Origin of the sequence: Yoonia sp. (genome assembly GCF_017854565.1) — a bacterium.
Classification (GTDB): domain Bacteria; phylum Pseudomonadota; class Alphaproteobacteria; order Rhodobacterales; family Rhodobacteraceae; genus Yoonia.
Genome location: NZ_JAFMHJ010000011.1, coordinates 11,943 through 34,007, shown reverse-complemented (window position 1 = coordinate 34,007; position 22,065 = coordinate 11,943). Strand labels below are relative to the sequence as shown.

20 protein-coding genes are annotated in these 22,065 nt (G+C 61.2%); 9 read left to right on the top strand and 11 right to left on the bottom strand.

Annotation, left to right across the window (positions count from 1 at the left end; all coding sequences use genetic code 11):
• The first annotated feature begins 57 nt into the window (after positions 1-57).
• From QZ196_RS06690 to QZ196_RS06665, 6 genes are all read left to right on the top strand, one after another.
• Positions 58-1,215: a M20 aminoacylase family protein gene (locus tag QZ196_RS06690; RefSeq protein WP_296425010.1), complete on the top strand. Its 1,158-nt coding sequence runs from the start codon at positions 58-60 to the stop codon at positions 1,213-1,215.
• A gap of 62 nt (positions 1,216-1,277) precedes the next feature.
• On the top strand, positions 1,278-2,246 hold the full coding sequence (gene speB / locus QZ196_RS06685; protein ID WP_296425008.1) for an agmatinase: 969 nt from the start codon (positions 1,278-1,280) through the stop codon (positions 2,244-2,246).
• An 84-nt stretch (positions 2,247-2,330) separates the two neighbouring features.
• The gene (locus tag QZ196_RS06680; RefSeq protein ID WP_296425007.1) at positions 2,331-2,768 is read left to right on the top strand and encodes a DUF1499 domain-containing protein; all 438 of its coding nucleotides are present in this window, start codon (positions 2,331-2,333) and stop codon (positions 2,766-2,768) included.
• Between the two features lie 18 nt (positions 2,769-2,786).
• On the top strand, positions 2,787-3,842 hold the full coding sequence (gene prfA, locus QZ196_RS06675; protein ID WP_296425005.1) for a peptide chain release factor 1: 1,056 nt from the start codon (positions 2,787-2,789) through the stop codon (positions 3,840-3,842).
• Positions 3,839-4,702 carry a peptide chain release factor N(5)-glutamine methyltransferase gene (gene prmC, locus QZ196_RS06670; RefSeq protein WP_296425004.1) on the top strand — a complete coding sequence of 288 codons (864 nt, stop codon included), beginning with the start codon at positions 3,839-3,841 and terminating at the stop codon, positions 4,700-4,702. The genes prfA and prmC overlap by 4 nt, the downstream gene beginning before the upstream one ends.
• 203 nt (positions 4,703-4,905) lie before the next feature.
• Positions 4,906-5,454 (top strand): DUF4167 domain-containing protein, encoded by a 549-nt coding sequence (locus QZ196_RS06665; protein WP_296425002.1) that lies wholly within the window; start codon positions 4,906-4,908, stop codon positions 5,452-5,454.
• 37 nt (positions 5,455-5,491) lie between these two features.
• Here QZ196_RS06665 and rsmA read toward each other — a convergent pair whose 3' ends face one another.
• Genes rsmA through lptF form a run of 6 tightly spaced genes read right to left on the bottom strand, consistent with a single transcriptional unit; the run spans position 5,492 to position 12,917 of the window.
• Positions 5,492-6,343 carry a 16S rRNA (adenine(1518)-N(6)/adenine(1519)-N(6))-dimethyltransferase RsmA gene (rsmA, locus tag QZ196_RS06660; RefSeq protein ID WP_296425001.1) on the bottom strand — a complete coding sequence of 284 codons (852 nt, stop codon included), beginning with the start codon at positions 6,341-6,343 and terminating at the stop codon, positions 5,492-5,494.
• A gap of 45 nt (positions 6,344-6,388) precedes the next feature.
• Positions 6,389-7,357, bottom strand: a complete 969-nt coding sequence (pdxA, locus tag QZ196_RS06655; protein ID WP_296424999.1) for a 4-hydroxythreonine-4-phosphate dehydrogenase PdxA — start codon at positions 7,355-7,357, stop codon at positions 6,389-6,391.
• A complete protein-coding gene (locus QZ196_RS06650; RefSeq protein ID WP_296424998.1) occupies positions 7,354-8,577 on the bottom strand; it encodes a peptidylprolyl isomerase in 1,224 nt (407 codons plus the stop codon). Before QZ196_RS06650 ends, pdxA begins: the two co-directional genes overlap by 4 nt.
• A gap of 22 nt (positions 8,578-8,599) precedes the next feature.
• Positions 8,600-10,696: an LPS assembly protein LptD gene (gene lptD, locus QZ196_RS06645; RefSeq protein ID WP_296424996.1), complete on the bottom strand. Its 2,097-nt coding sequence runs from the start codon at positions 10,694-10,696 to the stop codon at positions 8,600-8,602.
• Complete coding sequence (gene lptG, locus QZ196_RS06640; protein WP_296424995.1) at positions 10,696-11,790, bottom strand: LPS export ABC transporter permease LptG; 1,095 nt, start codon at positions 11,788-11,790, stop codon at positions 10,696-10,698. The genes lptD and lptG overlap by 1 nt, the downstream gene beginning before the upstream one ends.
• Positions 11,787-12,917, bottom strand: a complete 1,131-nt coding sequence (gene lptF / locus QZ196_RS06635) for an LPS export ABC transporter permease LptF (RefSeq protein WP_296424993.1) — start codon at positions 12,915-12,917, stop codon at positions 11,787-11,789. The genes lptG and lptF overlap by 4 nt, the downstream gene beginning before the upstream one ends.
• Positions 12,918-13,058: 141 nt before the next feature.
• On the opposite strand from lptF, the gene QZ196_RS06630 reads away from it, so the two are divergent.
• Both QZ196_RS06630 and QZ196_RS06625 read left to right on the top strand, forming a co-directional pair.
• Positions 13,059-14,525 (top strand): leucyl aminopeptidase, encoded by a 1,467-nt coding sequence (locus QZ196_RS06630; protein WP_296424991.1) that lies wholly within the window; start codon positions 13,059-13,061, stop codon positions 14,523-14,525.
• A gap of 8 nt (positions 14,526-14,533) precedes the next feature.
• Positions 14,534-15,007 carry a DNA polymerase III subunit chi gene (locus QZ196_RS06625; RefSeq protein ID WP_296424989.1) on the top strand — a complete coding sequence of 158 codons (474 nt, stop codon included), beginning with the start codon at positions 14,534-14,536 and terminating at the stop codon, positions 15,005-15,007.
• Positions 15,008-15,119: 112 nt separating this feature from the next.
• On the opposite strand, the gene QZ196_RS06620 is transcribed toward QZ196_RS06625, so the two are convergent.
• From QZ196_RS06620 to QZ196_RS06610, 3 genes are all read right to left on the bottom strand, one after another.
• A complete protein-coding gene (locus QZ196_RS06620) occupies positions 15,120-15,698 on the bottom strand; it encodes a TIGR02281 family clan AA aspartic protease (protein WP_296424987.1) in 579 nt (192 codons plus the stop codon).
• Between the two features lie 16 nt (positions 15,699-15,714).
• Positions 15,715-16,344, bottom strand: coding sequence for a MarC family protein (locus tag QZ196_RS06615; RefSeq protein WP_296424986.1), 630 nt, complete (start codon positions 16,342-16,344; stop codon positions 15,715-15,717).
• Between the two features lie 186 nt (positions 16,345-16,530).
• On the bottom strand, positions 16,531-18,384 hold the full coding sequence (locus tag QZ196_RS06610) for an ABC-F family ATP-binding cassette domain-containing protein (RefSeq protein WP_296424984.1): 1,854 nt from the start codon (positions 18,382-18,384) through the stop codon (positions 16,531-16,533).
• Positions 18,385-18,624: 240 nt separating this feature from the next.
• Between QZ196_RS06610 and ndk the strand changes: the two genes are divergently transcribed.
• Positions 18,625-19,047, top strand: a complete 423-nt coding sequence (gene ndk / locus QZ196_RS06605) for a nucleoside-diphosphate kinase (protein WP_296424983.1) — start codon at positions 18,625-18,627, stop codon at positions 19,045-19,047.
• A gap of 118 nt (positions 19,048-19,165) precedes the next feature.
• Here the strand turns inward: ndk and QZ196_RS06600 are convergent, their stop codons facing one another.
• Both QZ196_RS06600 and QZ196_RS06595 read right to left on the bottom strand, forming a co-directional pair.
• Positions 19,166-19,498 carry a TfoX/Sxy family protein gene (locus QZ196_RS06600; RefSeq protein WP_296424981.1) on the bottom strand — a complete coding sequence of 111 codons (333 nt, stop codon included), beginning with the start codon at positions 19,496-19,498 and terminating at the stop codon, positions 19,166-19,168.
• Between the two features lie 310 nt (positions 19,499-19,808).
• Positions 19,809-21,908: a DEAD/DEAH box helicase gene (locus tag QZ196_RS06595; RefSeq protein ID WP_296424979.1), complete on the bottom strand. Its 2,100-nt coding sequence runs from the start codon at positions 21,906-21,908 to the stop codon at positions 19,809-19,811.
• Between the last annotated feature and the right edge of the window lie 157 nt (positions 21,909-22,065).

Genomic DNA, 22,065 nt, shown 5'->3' with positions numbered 1-22,065 from the left:
GGCCCTCTTGTTGCGGTCAAGTGGCAAGGTATTGCCCAAACGCCCGGAGTGCCACCCATGCCTGTCATCAATCGCATCGCCGATTTTTCACAAGATATGGCGGCGTGGCGGCAATATTTGCACGCCCATCCCGAGCTGGGTTTCGCGTGCCATCGCACGGCGGCCTTTGTGGCGGCGCGGTTGCGGGAATTTGGGGTGGATGCGGTGCATGAGGGGATCGCGACCAGCGGTCTTGTTGCGATCATCGAAGGGAACCGCCCTGGCCCCACGATTGGGTTGCGTGCGGATATGGATGCGCTGCCCATCACCGAAATGACCGGTGCGGCCTATGCGTCAACTGTGCCGGGGCGGATGCATGCTTGCGGGCATGATGGACATATGACGATGTTGCTCGGCGCGGCCCGCTATCTGGCGGAAACGCGGAATTTCGCAGGGCGTGTGGCGTTGATTTTTCAACCCGCCGAAGAATATGGCGGCGGCGCGGAGGTGATGGTGAAAGAGGGGGTGCTTGATCGTTTCGAGATCACGCAGGTCTATGCGCTGCATAATGCGCCGGGCACTGCGGTGGGCGCTTTTTATACCACGCCCGGCCCGATCATGGCGGCGGTGGATGAGTTTCACATCAATATTACAGGCCGCGGCGGGCATGCCGCGATGCCACATGATACGGCAGACCCGATCGTTGCTGCGGTCGGCATGGTGCAGGCGATCCAGACGATTGTCAGCCGCAATCACCACGCGCTGGAGGCGCTGGTGGTGTCGGTGACGCAGATCCACACCGGATCGGCGGATAATGTTATTCCTGAGGCAGCGTATATCAACGGCACCGTCCGCACCTTTGACCGGGCGGTGCAGCAAATGGTCATGGCGCGTCTGGCGGCGATTGTGGCGGGGCAGGCGGCGAGTTTCGATGTCAGCGCCGCGTTGGTCTATGAGATTGGTTATCCGGCGACGGTGAACGACCCCGGTTGCACGGCGTTTGCCGCCGAGGTCGCGCGCGGTGTCTGTGCCGATGTAACCGATGATGCCATGCGCGAGATGGGCGCAGAGGATTTCGCCTATTTGCTGGAGCAGCGTCCGGGCGCGTATTTGTTCGTGGGCAATGGCGATACGGCGGGGCTACATCATCCGCAGTATGATTTTGATGACCGTGCCGCGCCTGCGGGAGCGTCGTTCTTTGCCCGGTTGGTCGAACGGGCTTTGCCGTTGGGGTGACCAAATTTCTGGCAATCTGATGCGCTGCGGCGCGTATTTCAAGATATAGGAAAGGCTGAGGGATGGCGCTGGAAGATGCAAAGGGGCAGGTGGATTTGGCGTTTACGCGCGGGGATCGGCGGGGGCTGGCGTATGAAAATGCCTTTGGCGGGGCGACGTCATTTTTGCGCCGTGCGTACTCCAAGGATTTGACGGGTGTTGATTTGGCGGTGACGGGTGTGCCGTTTGATCAGGCCGTGACGCACCGTCCGGGCGCGCGGTTCGGGCCGCGTGCGATCCGCGAAGCTTCGGCGTTGCAGCCGTATGATCCCCCTTATGGTTGGGATGGGTTTGATCCTTTGTCGGCGTTTTCCATCGTCGATTATGGCGATATGGCGTTCGACTATGCCAATGTCGCCGGGGTTCCGGCATTGGTCGAGGCGCATATTGCGGGGATATTGGCCGCCGGGCCGGGGACTGTCACCTTGGGGGGGGACCACTTTATCACGCTGCCGATATTGCGCGCCTACGCCGCGAAATACGGCCCGATGTCGGTCATTCAGTTTGATGCCCATTCGGACCTTTGGGCGGATGACGACTTGGACCGGATTGATCACGGGACGTTCATGTATAAGGCGGTGAAGCTGGGTCTGGTGGATGTCACGCGGTCGGTGCAGATCGGAATTCGTACGCAATGCGATGATTATCTGGGCATGCCTTATATTGACGCGCGGACCTGTCACGAGAAAGGCAGCACCTATGTCACCGATCGGGTGCGTGACATTGTGGGTGCCCATCCGACCTATGTGACGTTTGATATCGACGCGCTTGATCCCGCCTTTGCACCGGGAACCGGCACGCCGGTCTGGGGAGGGTTGGCCAGTTGGCAGGCGGCGGCGATGCTGCGCGATCTGGCGGGGATCAATATGGTCGGCGGTGATGTGGTCGAGGTGTCGCCGCCCTATGACACGACCGGTGCCACGGCCATTGCCGGGGCGCATGTGGCGATGGAGCTGTGCTGTCTTGCGCTCTGGCATAAAAGGGAAAAGTGACGCTGGCGGCGTCACGGGCCTTGGGTGTATGGCGTGCGCCGAGGGTTGCATTCAGGCGACGTGCCTGACCCATGGAGAAATATCATGATCAGTCGTTTTCTGTTTTTTGTCATCTTGGTGATGGCGGCGCTGTTTGCCTATGTGCGGCTGGCGCCGACTGACGTGGAGCGCTGGCACGCGATGCCGCAATCGGCGGGTCCGGGGGATTATCCGCAAACCGGCGGGTTTCGGGCTGAGCGGGCGATCGCGGCCCCGGCAGAGGCGGTTCTTGCCGCTGTTGCGCAGCGCGTGCTTGCCACACCGCGCACCCGGTTGATTGCGGGCGGCGTGGCGACCGGGATGATGACGTTTGAGACACGGTCGAGGATCATGGGATTTCCCGACTATACAACTGTGGCGGTCAACGATGATGTGCTTGTCATTTATGGGCGTCTGCGCTTTGGCGTATCGGATGGGGGGGTGAACCGGGCGCGCGTTCTGGCCTGGCTTGCCGCGCTTGGCCCCTTGACCGTAGCGCCCTGATCGGCCAAGCGGGTTGCCATGATAGCCGCTGACAAAATTGAACAAATCATTGACCGCTTTCAGTTTCTGGAGGCCAAGATGTCTGCCGGTGCGGCGGGCAATGAAATTGCGGCCTTGGGCCGGGAATACGCCGAACTGCGCCCCGTGGTCGAAACGGTCACTGCCTATAAGGATTTGCTGCGCGAGATTGCCGATGCGCAGGCGATGCTGAAAGATCCTGAAATGAAGGAGCTGGCCGAGGCCGAGCTGCCCGGTTTGCGCGCGGCGTTGGAAGCATCTGAGCAAGAGGTGCAACTGGCGCTATTGCCCAAGGATGCCGCCGATGCCCGGCCTGCGATGATCGAGATCCGACCGGGCACGGGCGGTGATGAGGCATCGCTTTTTGCTGCGGATTTGCTGCGGATGTATCAGCGCTATGCGGAAAGCAAGGGTTGGAAATTTGAGATACTTGAGGAAAGCCACACCGAATTGGGCGGCATCAAGGAAGTGGTCGCGCGGGTCGCAGGCGAGGGCGTGTTTGCCCGGCTGAAGTACGAAAGCGGCGTACACCGCGTGCAACGGGTGCCAGAGACCGAAAGCGGCGGGCGTATCCATACCTCGGCTGCAACGGTTGCGGTGCTGCCCGAGGCGGAAGATGTAGATGTGCAGATTGCCCCCGGTGATCTGCGGATTGATACGATGCGGGCGTCGGGCGCGGGCGGGCAGCATGTGAACACGACCGATTCGGCCGTGCGTATCCTGCATATCCCCAGCGGTATCATCGTGGTCAGCGCCGAAAAGTCACAGCACCGCAACCGCGAGATCGCGATGCAGGTGCTGAAAACCCGCCTGTTCGATCTGGAACGCCAGCGCGTCGAAGGGGAACGGTCCGCGGATCGCAAGGCGCAAGTGGGGTCGGGCGACCGGTCGGAACGCATTCGGACCTATAATTTCCCACAGGGCCGCATGACCGATCACCGAATCAACCTGACGCTTTATTCGCTGGGCCAAATCATGCAGGGCGATCTGGACGAGGTGATCAGCGCCCTGCAAACGGAGGCGCAGGCGACGCTGCTGGCCGAGATGGGCGCTTGAGCGATCCGACGGGTGGTCAGGCAGTAATTGCTGCGACAAGGCTGTTGACGGCGGCGGGGGTGCCCGATGCCGCCCGTGATGCGCGCAAGCTGTTTGCATATGCGTCCGGGGTGGATGCCTGGCGGTTGACGCTGACGCTGCCCGAACCTGTTGCACCCGACGTACAAGCCCGATTTGACGTGCTGATTGCCCGGCGTGTGCAGCGTGAGCCGGTGTCGCATTTGATCGGCACGCGCGAATTCTATGGCCGCGCATTTGAGGTAACGCCAGACGTTCTGGACCCCCGCCCCGAGACAGAGACATTGATCGCGGTCGCGCTGCGCCAAAACTTTACCAAGGTGTTGGATCTTGGCACCGGGTCGGGCTGTATTCTGGTGACGTTGCTGGCCGAAATGACCAATGCCACAGGCGTGGGTGGCGACGCATCGGCGGCGGCGTTGACGGTGGCATCGCGCAATGCCCGGCGGCACGGCGTCGCGGCGCGTGCGACGTTCGTGCAAAGCGACTGGATGGCGGCAATTGCGGGCCCATTTGATCTGATCGTGTCGAACCCGCCCTATATTGCCGCAGACGAAATGCCCGCCCTGTCGCCCGAGGTGCGTCACTGGGAACCGCGCATGGCGCTGACCGACGAAGCTGACGGGCTTTCGGCCTATCGGGTGATCGTGGCGCAGGCGCTGGCGGTGCTGGTGCCCGACGGGGTCTTGTTGTTCGAAATCGGCCCGACGCAGGGGACTGCAGTCGCGCAAATGATGCGGGATGCGGATTTGCGCAATGTGGCTGTGGTGCCTGATCTGGATGGTCGGGACCGGGTTGTCATGGGGCAAATGGTGGGTTTTGATGCGGATACACGGCGCTAGCGTTCAATAATTCGCTATTTGACGCAATTTTAGCTTGTCTTGGGCCATGGGTCGTGTTTATTCAGTGGCATCGGCAGGGCAGAGGGCCGTTTTGACCTCCCCCCGATCAGTCGCCAAACATCGTAAGGCCAGATATTCAAGACGCGCAAAACGGCGCGACATCTGGTCAGCGCAACGACAGCCAAGGGCTTGAAAGCACATCAATGAGATCATCGAAGTCACGGTCGCGGAACAAAAGCCGCAATACCCGGCCTACGGGCGGCAACATCATCAACCGGGTTTTTGACAGCTCTGGCCCGGATGGTAAGGTGCGCGGCACTCCGCAGCAGATTATCGAAAAGTACAATCAACTGTATCGCGACGCGCAGCTGTCCAATGATCGGGTGAATGCCGAAAACTTTGCCCAGCACGCAGAGCATTACACACGCCTGCTGGCCGAAGCGCAAAAAGAGGTCGACCAACGCCGCGATGAGCTGGAAGCCCAGAACCGCGAACGCCAGGCCGAGCGGGACCGCGAACGCAATGAACGCCTGAAGGCGCAAGAGGCAACATCGAGCGATCCCGGCGCGATGGAGCAGCCGGTGATCGCGGGGGACGATGATGATCAGGATTCGGGGCTGGTCGATACGCCAGAGGAAAAACCCCAGCCTCAACCCCAGCCGCGCGCACGTAAACCACGCGCCCCGCGCAAGCCACGTGCGGTGCCCGACAGCCCGTCAAATGGCGACAACGCACCAGAAGCCGCAGAATAATCAAATGCCCTCCGATTTCGGGGGGCTTTTTGTTGGGTCAGGGCGTACGGGCTGCGTCGAGGCTGCGCGCCAATGTGCAAAAGGCTTCCAGATCGACCTGCTCGGCCCGTTCGGTGGGTTTGATGCCGGATGCGATCAGATGATCTTCGATATCGGGACTGACCGATTTCAACGCAGAACGCAGCATCTTGCGCCGCTGGTTAAAGGCGGCTGCAACCACTTTGTTCAACGTGCCGGGGTTGGCGGGATAGCGCGGCGCGGGCAGGGCGGTCAGGTGGACGACGGCGGAATTAACCTTGGGGGGCGGGCTAAACGCTTCTGGCGGCAGTTCCATCATGATGGTTGGATCGGTGCGCCATTGCGCAAGCAGCGCCAACCGCCCATAGGCCTTGCTGCCCGGTGCCGCGACAATACGCTCGGCGACTTCGCGCTGAAACATCAAGGTCAGACTGTCCCAAAAAGGCGGCCAATCCGGTGGCGTCAGCCAGCGTACCAACAGTTCGGTGCCGACGTTATAGGGTAGGTTGGCTGCAATCTTGATCGGCTGCGTCAGATGTTCCAATGGGTTCACCAGCAGCGCGTCACCGTTGATCACCTGCAGCCGGTCGGGATAAGCGGCGGCAATCTCGGCCAGCGCAGGCATGCAGCGCGGGTCTTTCTCAATCGCAAGAACACGCCGCGCGCCTTCGGCCAACAAGCCCCGCGTCAATCCGCCGGGGCCGGGTCCGATCTCAAGCACATCGTATTGGGTCAGATCACCGCCCAGCCGCGCGATTTTGGCGGTCAGGTTCAAATCCAACAGAAAATTCTGGCCCAGAGATTTCTTGGCCGCCAGATCATGCGCTGCAATCACGGCGCGCAACGGGGGCAGATTGTCGATGCCGCTCATAGTTTCTTATGTCCTAAAATACTCCCGCCGGAGGCTCCCAAACCATCAGCCATCGCGGGCATCGGCCATTTGCGCGGCCATCCGAAGTGCCGCAATCATCGACGTCGCATCGGCGATGCCTTTGCCTGCGATATCAAACGCCGTGCCGTGATCCGGCGATGTCCGGATGATCGGCAGCCCAAGCGTGACGTTGACCCCACCGGAAAAATCCAGCGTCTTGATCGGGATCAGGGCCTGATCGTGGTACATGCAGACCGCAACGTCATAGGTCGCACGGGCCCCGGCGTGAAACATCGTATCGGCCGATAGCGGGCCGCGAATATCCATGCCTTGGATGCGCAGCGCATTCAGGACGGGTGTGATCATCTCGATCTCTTCCAGCCCCATCTTGCCGTCTTCGCCTGCGTGCGGGTTCAATCCTGCCACAGCGATGCGCGGGGTGGCGATGCCAAAATCGCGGCGCAGGGCGGCGTGGGTGATCAGGATCGTATCCGTCAGCAGGCTGGCGGTCAGCGCACGCGGCACGTCGGCCAGGGGGATGTGAATGGTCGTGGGCACGACGCGCAGCGCGTCGCAGGCCAACATCATCACAACCCGATCGGCCCCGCACAGTGCGGCCAGGTATTCGGTATGACCGGGATAGGCAAAATCGGCCCCGTCGATCAGGGCGGCCTTGTGGATAGGTGCGGTGCAAAGCGCGCGCGCGCGACCTGATTGCACCAGATCAACGCCGGTGGCGATGGCGGCAATCACCCCTTGGGCATGTGCCGCGTGCGGCGTGCCCGGATGTGCGCGCCCACCAAAGTCGCGGGCCAGCACCGGCAGCGCCTGCGCGGATACCGCTGCGGCCTGTGACGGATCGCTGATCACATCGAACGGGGTCCCTGCGGGCAGGTGGCGGGGGTCGCCGATCCAAACCAGCGGCAGATCGGCCTTGACCGCGTGCCATGCGACCACCGCGATTTCAGGTCCGATCCCTGCCGGTTCCCCACAGCTGATCGCGATGGGTTTCATCGTATGATGATCGTGGCCGACGCCTGCAGGTCTGCGAGCAGCGCATTGGCCAGACCGGCAAGCCGTTGACTGCGCAGTTGGTTGCTGATGGCCGCGCGATCGGTATCGCCTTGACCCACGGCTGTGCGCCCGCACAGCATCAGGAACACAAGCGTTTCGCCATTGTCGCGGGTCAGGTTGTACGACACTTCGCCCGGATCAAGCCGTGCCAGTTCCAAGGCGATATCGCTGGGAATATCGCGCGGTGGCAGGGCGTTGCGTTCCAATGCCTCGGGAGGTTGGTTGCGGGCAACACCATAAAGATCGTCGCATGTATCGAGCTGGTCGGCGACATCGGCGGCAGCGCGCAGACCTGCATCGGAGCGGCCACCGGGGATATAATAGGTCGCATAGGCGATGCTGGCGGGGGCCTGCACCGCCCGCGCGACCTCGCGGATAGCGCGCATCTGGAACAGGGCGATCCCGTTGGCGATGCTGATCGGTTCGGTCACTTCACCCGGACGCAGGGCCAGCAGCAGGTTGCCCAGTTGCGGGGGGTAGTTGCTGATTGGCAGCCAGCCAAGCCGCCCGCCATCATCGCGCGATGGCAGGGCGGATACCTCGCGTGCGGCATCTTCGAATGCGGCGAAAGAGCGGAGGCGAGCGATACGCTGGGCTGCGGCTTCGGCCTGTGCGGCGCGTTCGGGCGGGGCGGCGATGATGATCTCCGACAAAAGCACCTCGATTGCGGTCGTGCTGTTGCCCAGCTGTGCAATGGCGCGATCCACATCGGCGTCGGTAATCGTGACCTGTCGGTTAAAGCGGCCGCGCACGTAGTCGCGCCAGCTGACACCGACCTGCACGAAATCGCGCAGCGTGGCGATATCGACGTCGTTCTGGGCCAGCATGGCGGTGAACTGTGCAAGGCTCATGTCGGCGCGGGTTGCGAAGTCTTCCATCGCAGTCGCCAGCACCGCATCGGACAGGCGCAGGCCGACACGGTCGAATTCGTCTTGCTTGAGGCGATCTTCGATCAGACCGGCGCGGGCGATTTTGTCCAGATCGCCGGGGGTGCGGAACACTTCGAGCAGGCGCTTGCGTTGGGTCAGTTCAAACTGGGTGATGACCCGGTCATTGACCGTGATGACCGGCGTCAGCTGCCCCTGCGCCAAAGCGGGGCCGCCAAGTGTGACGGTCAGTGCCAATGCCAGAAAAGCGGCGATTGTGGAAAGTGCGCGCATGCGTGTCCTCGTCATCGTAGGTTTAATTCGTGCAGCGGGCTGCAGGGCCGCCACCTGATCGCCCGGCGGAAAAGCCGTTGAGTGCAGCGCTGAGCCCGAAAGTCGTTGTCGGGTCAACAGTAGCGGAAGACGTATAGCGGCGCGAGGCGGAAACGTCGACCGTCACGCATTCGTTGCGCCATTCAAAGCCGATCCCCGCGCGCACCGGGCGATCCGCCGCGATGTCATAGCGGGCGTCCAGGCTGACCGACCACGCCGCGCTAAGATCAAAGGCGACGTCCAGGGTCCATTCCGATACGGTATCGGGCCGATTTTCGGCCAGATCCTTGGTCTGCCAGATATAGGCTGCGGACAGTTGAACCGTGTCATTTTGCCATGCGATCCGGCTGTCTGCGCGGGTCAGGCCGCTGGCATCGTCCAGCAGGCTGCGGTTGTCAAAAAGGAACCCTTTTGGCGTGGTGATCTGCCCGGCGATCAGCCAGTCGGATTTAGTGCCATCAAGGCCGGATGACGGCGTGAAGTCTGTCATGCTGCGGTCGCGCACGATCCGGCCAAAGGTCAGCGCCGATGTGGTGCCGGTGGGACCTGCGCGGGTCCAGGTCACGCCAATGGCCGCATGCGCCCCGGTTTCCACCGCATCATCGCCCACAAAACGCGTGCCATCGAACAGGTTGGCACGGTCGAGTTCGCTGCGTGTGCTGTCTTCGTTCGGGGGGGTGCCGCCAAAGTCCTGCGCCCACGCGATGCTGAGCGTAGGTTCCAGCAGGTGCGACGCGCCATTGGCCGTGGTTCTGGCCAGCGGATAGCGCAGCACAGCGCCGATGCTGGGCACAAAGCGCAGGTCGTTTTTGGCATAGCTGCTGTCGTCGGTCACGTTGTACAGATCGGCCTGCGCACCGGCATGGGCGCTTGCAAAAATGCCGCCCCGCAGTATCCAGTCTTGCCGCCAGGCGCTGCGTATACCGGCGCGGGTCACATCGCGCCCAGCATCGCCGTCCGTATCGCTGTAGCGATAAGCGGTGTCTATCCCCGCGCCCAGCGTCAGGGTGCCACCGATGGCGGGCCGGATGCGGGTTTCATAATCAAGATCGGCCACAATGGGCGGCAGAGATGCGTTCGTTTCATCATCGCGCAGGGTTTGATAATAGGTCAGGTTGGCCTGTGTCAGCGTGCTGTCGGTGACGCGCAGCAGGCCGATCGCGCTGTCGAGGCGGTCTTTGCCGGAGTAGTTATAGTCAAGCAGATAGGCCGTATCGCTGACTTCTTCGAGGTGAAAGCTAAGCTGGTAGTCGTTGGCGAGCCGGAATTTCGCGTTCGCAAAGACATAGGAGCGGTTTTCGTCTTGGAGCGTGTCATCGCTTGTCGCGGCTTCGATCCGCAGGTCGCCGTTGGCAAAGGCCTGACGGTAGATCAGTTCAAGCGTCCGGGTCTGGGATGACAAATATGGGGTAAGCGTGATGTCGCGGTAGTTGCCCAGCGTCACAAAATAAGGGATTTTCAGCCCGCTACCAAGCTGGCTGGTATTGCGTTGCCGGGGGATCAAAAAACCGGTAGCGCGATCAAGCGAGGGATCGGGCAGCCGCATCCGAGGCAGCCAAAACACCGGCACGCCGCGTACACGAAAGGTGGCGTTGTCAAAGTAAAGCTGGTGCGTCTGATCATCGCTGACCACCCGTTCGGCGCGGATTTCCCACAAAGGCGCGCGGTTGCCGCAGACCTGACACGATGTGGCGGCGGTTTTATAAAGCTGGGAATAGCGCCCGTCGATCCGGTCGATCTGGTTGGCGGCCAGTTGGAGCTGTTGATCAAGGACCAGCCGCGCCCCTTGGAGCATGCCGTTTTCAAGCGTCGGATCAAGGTCGGCCCGGTCGGCGGTCAGGATCGTGCCGTCATCGGTCTGGATGAAGATCGGACCGTCGATGATCAGCCTGTCGGTAGGCTGGTCGTAGATGATCCGCGATGCCGTCAGACGGGTGCCCTGATACAGCACTTCGATATTGCCGCTGGCGATCAGCTGATCACGGCCATTGAGCGTGACGGTGTCGGCAATCAGCGTGGCCGCACCCTGTGCGAATGACATGCCCGGTACGAACAGCAAAAGGAAAGCAAGAATGCGCATCAGCCTTCCTCGTGGTGTAAGAGAAAGCCAAGCGACAGGCCCACCGCCGCGAGCGGGGGTGCCCACGCAGCAAGGACCGCAGGCAATTGGCCGTTTTCACCCAAAACCTGGGCGAAGTTGCGGATGAAGTAGATGATGAAGGCCAGAAGTATCGCGAACATCACCATCAGTCCTGTGCGTCCACCGCGTTGGTGGCGCAGGGTAAAGCTGGCCCCGATCATCACCATCGAGACCAGAAAAACCGGCAGGGCCAGTTCGGTGTGGAACCAGACCAAATGCCGCTGTGCCGAAAAACCCGCCGTGCGCAGCCGTTCGATGAACGTCGGCAGTTCCCAGATCGGGATGGAGGAGGGCGTGCCAAAGCTGTCGCGAATTTGGTCCGGGGTCAGGGTTGACGGCACGCTGACGCTGGCCTGCCGGGTTGCGGTGGCTTCGGGGATGTCGCTGTCCTTGAGGGTCCATGTCTTGGTATCGGTCAGAACCCAGGCACCGGGGGTCAGTCGGGCCGTTGCGGCCTCGATCCGGCGGCTGGGCCCGCCATCGGGGGTGAAGGTGATGAAGCTGACGTTGTTCAGGGCGGTGCCATCAAGGTTGGCGGTCTGGGCGCGAATGACGGTTTGGCCTTCGGCATTGCCTTGGCGCAGCCAAAGACCGGATGCGCTGATCGACAACACCGATGTTTCACCACGCAAGGCATCGGCGCGCGCCTCGTATTCCTTGGAGGTGCCCGCGACGATGGGGTTCAGGACCCCGACAGCCAGGAGCCCGATCAGCAGCGCCACCGTCAGCGGCGCGAGCAGGGCATTGAGCGCCGAGCGGCCCGCCGCGCGGGTGACGACCAGCTCTGACGACCGGGCCAGCCCAAGAAAAAGCGCGAGGGCTGCGAGGATCATGATCAACGGCAAAATACGGTAGATGCCTTGGGGGACGTTGAGAAGTGTCAGATAGAATATCTCGATAAAGGGGGCGTCGGCGCTGGCGTAGCGGCGCAGCTGTTCGACCATATCCAAAAATACCATGATCATGAAAAACACAGTAAAGACGCCCAGAAAGGTCATCAGGAAACGGCGTGCGAAGTAGTGGTGCAGGATCATGATGTCAGGGCTTCCTTGATCCGGCGTTTGAATAAATAGGGCCGGGTTGCCGCGAAAAGCAGGCCCCAGACGATGCAAAGCCCGACTATTCCCGGCAAATATGTGGTAAACCACAGGTTTTCGTTGCTGCGTGCAAGGTTCAGGCCCACGGTTTCCATGGCTTTGACCACGACGATCAGACCGATCGCGGCAATGATCTGGCGCCAGACGCCAAAGCGGCTGAACCCCCCCACAAGCAGGGTGGAAAAACCCAAGAGCGCCGCGACGGTGCCCAGCAGTGCCTGACTGAACCGGTCGTGTCCGCGTGATATCAGCCGGGCGGCGCTTTGGCGGGTTTCGTCCTCGAGCGCGGGTGTGGGGTTGAGCAGTTCCCATGTCGACAGCTCGTCCGCGCTGCGCCCCTGGCGGCTGCGGGCGTTGATCAGACTGCCGATGTTATAGGCAAAATCGTCAAATGATGTGGTGAACAGCTGTTGGTCTTTGGTGCGCAGGGTTTGGGCCATCCCGTCGATCATGACCAACTGGGTTTCGCCTGCGTCGCGCAGCAAAAACGCCAGGGCTGCGGTATAGATGACCTGTTCGGCGGGATTGCGGCTGTCGGACAAGAAGATGTCGTGCAGTTCGCCTGCGGGGGTGATTTCACGGATATAGAACGTCACGTTGCTCATCGGTTCCAGAAACTTGCCTTCGGTCAGCAGCCGGGCGGTGACGTTCTGGGCGATATCGGCCTGCCGTTCGGCCAGACGCGCGCCGCTGAGCGGCACGAGGAAATGCATCAGGATCGACATCAAGAGCGCCACGATCAGGCCGAAATATAACACAGGCCGCGCCAGTCGGAACGCAGAATATCCGGTGGCCTGCACCACGATCAGCTCTGATTCCGTGGTCATGCGGTTGGTGACATAGACCGAGGCCGCGAAGGCCGAAAGCGGCAGCGCGAGGCGGATCACGGATGGCAGCGAAAGCGCGGTAAATTCGAGGAAAACGCTGGCTGATTGCCCGTCGGCGATCAGCTGATCGAACAGCACCACCGCGCGGTTGATCCAATAGACCAAGACCAGCACCAGGCTGAAAAAGCCAAAGAGCACCATCAGTTGCGACAGTAGGTATCTGTCAAATCGGCCCAATGAGCTGTCCTTTGTTATGCCTGCGCGGCGTCGTTTGGGGCAAACTAACCGATCGGTGCGTCGGATTGAACAGCTATCTGGTCATTGCGCGGGGAGCGGGCTACCTATTGCGCAAGCAATCGTTTTCTTAAAGGAGCCGCTATGACAACGCCCGCCGAAATTCAGTTCAAAGATGTCGATCTTGATGCCCTTGCGGATGCCGCGGGGCAGGTCGCAGTCTTTGTCGATGCCGAAGGCAAGCTTGATGCGGGTGCCCGCAAGGTCAACACGCTGACCCGCAAGGCGCTGTCGCGGTTTGTCGATAGCGAGGCCTTTGAGAAAATGGCGCCGGGCGATGTGTCCGGGCTGGCCTATCCGGGGGGCATGGCGGCGGTTGGCGTGTTGGTCGTCAAGCTGAGTCGCAGGCCGTCGGTGCAAGAGGCCCGCAAGGCCGGTGCGCAGTTGGCAAAGGCGCAAAAGGGGGCCGATTTGCTGGTGGTTGCCGGGACCATTGCGCGGGTGGATGAAATCGCACTGGGGCTGACGCTGCGCGGCTATAATTTCGACGCCCACAAGACCGGGGACAAGGCACAGGCCCGCCCGGTGACCTTTATGGTGTCCAAGCCCGATGAGGCGGCCAAGTCTGCCACGGTCACGTCTGCGATTGCGCAGGGTGTTTTCTTTACCCGCGATCTGACCAACGAGCCTGCGAATGTTCTGACGACCTTTGAATTTGCCGAACGTCTTGCGGCGATGCGGGATCTGGGGCTGGAGGTCGAGGTTCTGGAAGAGGATGATCTGACCAAATTGGGGATGCGCACGTTGCTTTGTGTCGGCCAGGGGTCGGTCAGCCCGTCCAAGGTTGTGGTGATGCAATGGAATGGCGGCGGCACGGAAGCGCCGTTTGCGCTGGTCGGGAAGGGTGTTGTATTTGACACCGGCGGCATCAGCATCAAACCCGCCGGGGGCATGGAAGATATGACCATGGACATGGGCGGTGCGGGCGTGGTCGCGGGCGTGATGCGCACGCTGGCCCTGCGCAAGGCCAAGGCGAATGTGGTGGGTGTTGTCGGTATCGTGGAAAACATGCCGTCGGGGTCGGCGACCCGTCCCGGTGATGTCGTGACATCCATGAAGGGCGACACGATCGAGGTCATCAATACAGATGCCGAGGGGCGTTTGGTGCTGGCCGATGTGCTGTGGTACACCCAAGAACGGTTCAAGCCGGTCGGGATGATCAACCTTGCCACGCTGACTGGGGCGATTTTGGTGGCGCTGGGGCATGAAAACGCCGGTGTCTTCTCAAACTCTGACGCGCTGAGCGATACCTTTATCAAGGCCGCCACTGCCGAGGGTGAAGGCGCATGGCGGCTGCCGCTGAGCCCGGCCTATGATGAGTTGATCAAATCCAAGATCGCCGATATCAAGAACGTGGGCGGACGCTTTGCAGGATCAATCACCGCAGCGCAGTTCCTGCAGCGGTTTGTCAAGAAAGAGGTGCCGTGGATCCATTTGGATATCGCCGGTGTCGCCAGCGTCAAAAAGGAAACCGCACTGGCGCCAGAGGGCGCGACGGGCTGGGGGGTCATGGCGCTCAACCGGCTGATTGCGGACCAATACGAGGGTTAAATGGGCAAATGGGCGCTGCGTATTTCTATCATCTGACCGAGACGCCGCTGGAGGCGACCTTGCCGATGTTGATTGGCAAGGCGCGCGGCGCGGGATGGCGTGTGCTGGTGCGGGGGCGTGATGCGGCCCTGCTTGACCGGTTGGACGATGTGTTGTGGCAGGGGCCGCACGATGGGTTTTTACCACATGGGCGCGCCGGTGGGCCGCATGATGCCGATCAGCCGGTGCTGCTGGGCAATGATGTGGCCGTGACCGGTTTTGCCTGCGTGATGAGCGTCGGCGGCGCCGATGTGACGGCACAAGAGGTCGCGACGCTGGACCGAACCTGTATCTTGTTCGATGGCCATGACACACAGGCGCTGACCCATGCGCGCGGGCAATGGAAAGCGCTGACCGATGCGGGATGTGCGGCGCAATACTGGGCGCAGGATGGGGGCCGCTGGACCAAGAAGGCGGAAAAAGGTGGGGCGGCGGCGGGGTAAATCCCGCCCTACGGTGTCGTGGCCTGAAAATAGGCAAAGCTGGGGTCGAAATCTTTGGGCAGTGTCGCAGGGGCGGCGCAGGCCGTGAGAATCGCGAGCAGGAGCAGGTGTTTCATCTTGTCAGGACCAGTTGAGCGTTGGAAATTTCAATCCGGCTATACAGGTTCAGATAGGTCATTCCAAGCAGTGATCCCTCCATGGTGCCGCCATTGATGACCGCAGGCACCTGCCGATCCGTGATCGACCCAAGCGCGACCTGATCCAGCACGACGGGCGCCGTTTGCACCACACCATTGGCGGTATTCGCAGTCTGGAAATAGTGCGCATCGGTTGGGTCGATGCCGACGCGCCGCGCATCTTGCCGGGTCAGCACGACCTGGCTTGCGCCGGTGTCGATCACAAAGCGCACGGGCACGTCGTTCACATCAAGCGTGAGGTAATAGTGACCATCGGCGCTGCGTGGGACTTCGATTCTGGTATCGCTGATAATGGATTGGCGGCCGGTCACGGTGCGGTCGATATCGTGCCACATGCCATAGGCGCCAATGACGCCGACAAAGATCAGGAACCAGATCACGCCCTGCTGGAGTGTCTTGCCCAGATTGTCGCGGTTCGCGACGATAAAAGACCCGGCAATGGCCGTGCCGAGCAGGCTAAGATAGACAAGTTGCATGATTTGATCGCTGGTCATACCCCTGATATAGGGGCTATCCGCCGATCCCGAAACCCAGAAGACCATCCAAAATGAATTGGACAGCCAAAGCGGCCAGCAACATGCCCAGAACGCGGGTCAGGATGTTCAGGCCGGTTTTGCCAAGCGCGCGCTCGATGGTATTGGACGCAAGGAACGCCAGAAAGACGATCACAAGCACCGCAAGGATCACCCCGGCAATGGCCCCGAAATCAGCCGCGCCGTCAGCCTGGCCCGCCAGCAGGATGATGGTGGTAATCGCACCCGGTCCGACGATCATCGGCAGGGCCAGCGGAAACACGGAAGGATCGTCGTGGTGTTCGGCCTGACCTTCGGCGGCATTGTCTTCGCGCCGGGCCTGACGGCGTTGAAACAGCATGTCCAGAGCGGTCAGAAACAGCAAGATCCCGCCCGCTATGCGGAAAGCATCCATTGAAATGCCGATAAAGCCCAATACGGCCTCGCCCAGAAACAGGAATACCATCAACAGGCAGGCCGAGACCAAGCAGGCCCGGATCGCGATGGCGCGCCTTTGTGCGACGCTCATCCCTTGGGTCAGGGCGATGAACACAGGTGCGAGACCCGGCGGGTCGATGATGATGAACATCGTGGTGAAGGCGGCGAAAAGCGCGGATATTTCGGTCATGAGGGAACAGTCGTTGGAAAAGGGAATGGGGACAAGTGGTGATTATCGCGCCAAAGGCCGCGATCACGCCGGGCGCCTTGTCTGGATGGTGGAACAACACACCTGACCAAGCGGTCGTTTGATCAGGTGTCCGGCGTTGCAATCATGGGCCCGTTGACGGTTGGACAACGTGCGGGGGCGGGTATTCTAGACCTTTTCGGCTTTCTCGAGCTTTTCCAGCGCCGCCATCCACATGGCTTCGGCGCGCTCTAGCCCATCCATGATTTCGGCGTATTTCTTGTTCCACGTCGCCAGTTCGCCGGCTTTGCCGTCTTCGTAAAGTGCGGGATCGGCGAGCTTTTTGGCAAGTTTGTCGCGCATCTCGTTGATTTTCTTGACGCGATCTTCGCCTTTGCGCGCATCCGAGCGCAGCGCCTGCACCACTTCGCGGCTGGGTTTGTCGGCTTTGGCGGGCTTGGGTTTATCTTTGTCGACGGCCTTTTCGGGCGTCAGCAGCATTTTGCGATACGCCTCAAGGTCGTCTTCGTAGGGGGTCACATGCCCGTCTTTTACCAGCCACAGCCGATCGGCGACCATCGACAGCAGGTGCATGTCGTGGCTGACAAGGATCACGGCACCGGAATAGGCGGTCAGAGCCTCTACCAGCGCCTCGCGGCTTTCGATGTCGAGGTGGTTTGTCGGTTCGTCGAGGATCAGCAGGTGCGGCGCGGGCAGGGTGGCCAGCAGCAGCGACAGACGCGCCTTTTGGCCGCCTGACAGGCGCCCGACTTCGGTTTCGGCCTGATCGGCGCCAAGGCCGAACCCGGCAAGCCGCGCGCGCAATTTTGCCTGGCCTTCGTGGGCGCGTTCACGCATCAGGTGCTGCAGCGGCGTTTCGTCGATGAACAGCTCGTCCACCTGATGCTGCGCAAAAAAGCCGATGCGCAGCTTGTTGGACAGGGTCATTTTGCCGTGGGCAACATCAAGACGGCCAGATAACATCTTGGAAAGTGTTGATTTCCCTTCGCCGTTGCGACCCAAGAGCGCGATCCTGTCGTCTTGGTCAATGCGCAGGTTCAGGTCGTGCAGGACAATCGTGGTGCCATAGCCCACAGCGGCGGCTTCGGTGGCGATGATGGGGGGCGACAGTTCCTCGGGCTCGGGGAAGGTGAACACGGTGCGCGCGGCATCTTCGGGCGCGCGGATGGTTTCCATTTTCTCGAGCGCCTTGACGCGGGACTGGGCCTGTTTTGCCTTGGATGCCTTGGCTTTGAAACGGTCGACGAAGGCCTGCAGATGCTGGCGCTTGGCGTCTTGTTTCTTGGCGGCAGAGGCCATCAGCGCCCGGGTCTGGGCGCGCTGTTTGGCGAACATGTCGTAGGTGCCGGTATAGTAGATCAGCCCCTTTTCCTCCAGATGCAGGATGCCGCCGACGGATCGGTTCAGCAATTCGCGGTCGTGGCTGACGATCAGCACGGTGTGGGGGTATTTGACAAGGTAGGCTTCGAGCCAAAGCGCGCCTTCGAGGTCAAGGTAGTTGGTCGGTTCATCCAGCAGCAACAGATCGGGTTCGCTGAACAAGACCGCAGCCAGCGCCACGCGCATCCGCCAGCCACCCGAAAAGGCAGAGCAGGGCATCTGCTGTTCCTCGTGGGTAAAGCCCAGACCTTTGAGAATTGTGGCGGCGCGCGCTTCTGCGGACCATGCCTCGATGTCGGCAAGGCGGGTCTGCACCTCGGCGATGCGTTCGGGGTCGGTCGCGGTTTCGGCTTCGGCCAACAGCGCCTCGCGCTCCTGATCGGCGCGCAGGACGGTGTCGATCAGGCTCACCTCGTTGCCGGGGACCTCTTGGCTGACACCGCCGATTTTCCAACCGCGCGGTATGGTGACCGATCCGGTGTCGAGCACCATTTCGCCACGGATGATTCGGAACAACGTCGTTTTGCCAGACCCGTTGCGCCCCACAAGGCCGACCTTGTGGCCGGTGGGGATCGTGACGGTGGCGTGTTCGACCAATGTGCGGCCTTCGACGGAATAGGTGATGTCTGATATTTTAAGCATGCGCAGCCTTTGCCTGATGATTGGGGCCGGGTCAATCGCGCGCGTGGGATATGGCCACCAAAATCGAGCGCTGGCAGGCCATGGGCCGCGAATTTGGGTGATGCGACGCTGCGTTGATTGAAATGGCATCGGGCCGACGCGGTTCTTGTACGCTGCGAGGGCATCGCCCCCTTTTCATGACGACGGGCGCATGCTAGGGCACGCGCAAAGCAAACCCAAAGCAATGAAAGACCTTAAATAATGGCTATCCAGCGTACATTTTCAATCATTAAACCTGACGCGACAAAGCGCAACCTGACCGGCGCGATTGTTGCCAAGTTCGAAGAAGCGGGCTTGCGCGTCGTTGCATCCAAGCGGATCCAGATGACGTTGGCACAGGCACAGCAATTTTACGGCGTCCACGCCGCGCGCCCGTTTTTCGGTGAGCTGTGCGAGTTCATGATTTCCGAGCCGATTGTGGTGCAGGTTCTGGAAGGCGAAGACGCGATTGCGAAAAACCGCGAAGTAATGGGTGCAACGAACCCCGCCGATGCGGCTGCCGGCACGATCCGCAAGGAATTCGCGCTTTCGATCGGCGAAAATTCGGTTCACGGGTCCGACGCGCCAGAAACGGCTGCAGAAGAGATCGCGTTCTTCTTCTCGGGTCTGGAGTTGGTGGGTTAAAACCCACCTTACGCCCCGGTAACGGTGTGAGTTATTCGAGCCGTCCGCACCGTTTTGGCGCGGGCGGCTTTTTTGCGGAAATCGCGCGGACGCCCGTAGCGGTATTTGATGCGGGGCTTTATCGGGCGGTGGAGGCTACAACGCCAATTTGATTAAGAATCCGTTCCAGCTCTGACCGGGACGTGTCAAAGTTGTCGGCCTTGAGCGCGTCGAATTTCATGCGCAGGGCCTTTTTTTCATCGCCCTTGCAGTCATTCCAAGGACGGCCTTGCAGGGCCATATGCAGCACGTAGAAGCCAATGAAATGTGGTTTGCTGCCGTGCTGCAAAAGTTTGGCATAGGCCGCATCTGCGCCGATGTCGCGCAGTTGCTCGGCGGTTTCAATACCCGCTTCGCGGAGCGATTTTTCAAACGCCGGGCCAATGTTTTTGATGGTTGTCAGTGCTGCCATAGCCCGATTTTAGCAAGGCGTTGGAAAAAGGCCAGTCGCGTGTTGCACGCGGGCCTGCGCGATTACCGGCGCCAGTCTAGATGCTGGCAAAATCGGTAATGGTGGATGCGGTTTTTGCCGTATGCGGCGCAGCGCCTGACGTTTGCGGCATGGGGGTGGGCGGTGTGCTGACGGGTTTTGTGGTCGCCATGTTGGTGGTCCTTGATGTGCCTATTGGGGCCAGACTAGCTGACGTTGGGTGCAGGAATATAGCCGGTTTGGGATTTGGGGTGTTGGGGATGTGACAAAAATGCGACCCATCCCCAACATTTTATGGTTTTCCGCGCCGTGGTGTCGCGGTGCCGCCTTTGCGCGGTTTGGCTTTTCCCCCCGGAGGAACAAAGCGTTTTGACGTGTCCTTGGCGTTTGCCGGTGGTTTGCCTGCGGGTTTGTCGCCGCTGGGCTTGCGCGGTTTGCTGTCCGACTTATAATCGGGTTTGCCTTTGGGGCCGGGCTTCTTGCCTTCAAACTTCGCCTTGTAGGGCGGTTTTGAACGGGTTTCGATCAGCGCCTCACCGTGATCCTTGCGGGCCGGTTTCTGGCGTGGTTTGCGCGGTGCTGTCCGGTCATCAGCGGCACCTGGGATCGGCTGAATTGCGGGTACATCATGCTGCGACGACGGCGGTGGTGCTGCGTGGTCCCGCGGGGCGTGCCGTTTTGGCTTGTCCGCGTAGTCACGCTTGGGCTTGTCCGCGTAGTCACGCTTGGGCTTGTCCGCATAATCGCGCTTGGGCTTGTCGTCGTAATCACGTTTGGTCGTGCGTGGGCCGCGGTCGCCGATTTGTGGCGCCCCGTCCAATGCAGTCAGCGTGGCCTGATTTTCCAGCTTCATATCGCCGCCAATGGCCTTGAGGAAGCCGGCAACGGCGGGTTCCGAGATTTCCACGAATGTTTCGTTCGGCTGGATGCGGATCGCGCCGATTTCATTTTTGGTAATGCCACCTGCGGTGCAGATCATCGGCAACAGCCAGCGGGCTTCCGCTTTGCCTTCGCGACCTACATCGACCGAGAACCATTTGGACGGGCCGAACGATTTGTGCTCGCGCGGGGCGCGTTCCTCGCGTTGCGGGCCTTCTTTGTATTCGCTCAGGTCCTCTGGGGCGGATTGCTTGCCGGCATAAAGGCGCAGGTAGGCGGCCGCGATTTTCTCGGGGGCATGGGCGGCCAGCAGGCGGCTTGCGAATTCCTGCTCGGTTGCGGTGAAATCCTCGGACCAGACCGGATCAGACAGCAGGCGTTCTTCGTCACGTGCCGTGATTTCGTCGGCGGTGGGCGGGACAGCCCAGGTCGCGGACAGTTTACCCCATGTGAGCAGGTTTTGCGCGCGCCGCTTCATTTTTGCGGGGACGATCATGGCTGAAATGCCCTTGCGCCCGGCGCGGCCTGTCCGGCCAGAGCGGTGCAGCAGGGTTTCGGCGTTCGTTGGCAGCTCGGCGTGGATCACCAGTTCGAGATTCGGCAGGTCGATGCCGCGTGCCGCCACGTCGGTCGCCACGCAGACCCGCGCGCGCCCGTCGCGCATGGATTGCAGCGCGTGCGAACGCTCTGTCTGGCTGAGTTCGCCGGACAGCGCGACGGTGGCAAAGCCACGGTTCGCCAAGCGCGTCGTCAGCCGTGTGACCATGGCGCGGGTGTTGCAGAACACGATGGCGTTGGGCGCGTCGTAGAACCGCAAGGCGTTGATGATGGCGGCGTCGATGTCGTGGTTGGCCACGTTCAGGGCACGGTATTCGATATCGGCGTGCTGGGTTTCCTTGCTGACGGTGGCGACGCGCACGGCGTCTTTTTGATAAGACTTGGCGAGTTTGGCGATTGTGGCCGGGACCGTCGCCGAGAACATCAGGGTGCGCCGCGTCTCTGGTGCCTGTCCCAGAATGTATTCAAGATCCTCGCGGAAGCCCAGATCAAGCATTTCGTCGGCCTCGTCCAGGACGATGGCGCGGATATCGGACATATCAAGGCTGCCGCGCATGATATGGTCCTTGAGGCGGCCCGGCGTGGCAACGACGATATGCGCACCGCGATCAAGGGCACGGCGTTCGTCGCGCATGTCCATGCCGCCGACGCAGGACGCCATCGTGACGCCCGCACCGGCATAAAGCCATTGCAGTTCGCGTTTCACTTGGAGCGCCAATTCGCGCGTGGGCGCGATGACCAGCGCCAGGGGGCGTGACGCGGGGCCGAATGTGCCGTCCTCGGTCAGGATCGTGGGGCCGATGGCAAGGCCGAAGCCGACGGTCTTGCCCGACCCGGTCTGGGCCGAGACCAGCAGGTCGGATTGTCCCAGCTCTGGGTCGGTTACGGCAATCTGCACGGGGGTCAGATCTGTGTAGCCTTGTTTGGCTAGGGCATCGGCGAGGGTCGGTATCATGGACGTCACTGGACAGCTTTCTGGTGGGTAAGCGTGCGCCCTACGCCTGTGTGGACGGTTTGTATAGGGGGTAGACGCAACGTATCGCGCGATATGCACATTGCGCCGCAGCGCGAATGGGCGAAAATGGTATCAATTTTCCGCAGTGTGATGGTTG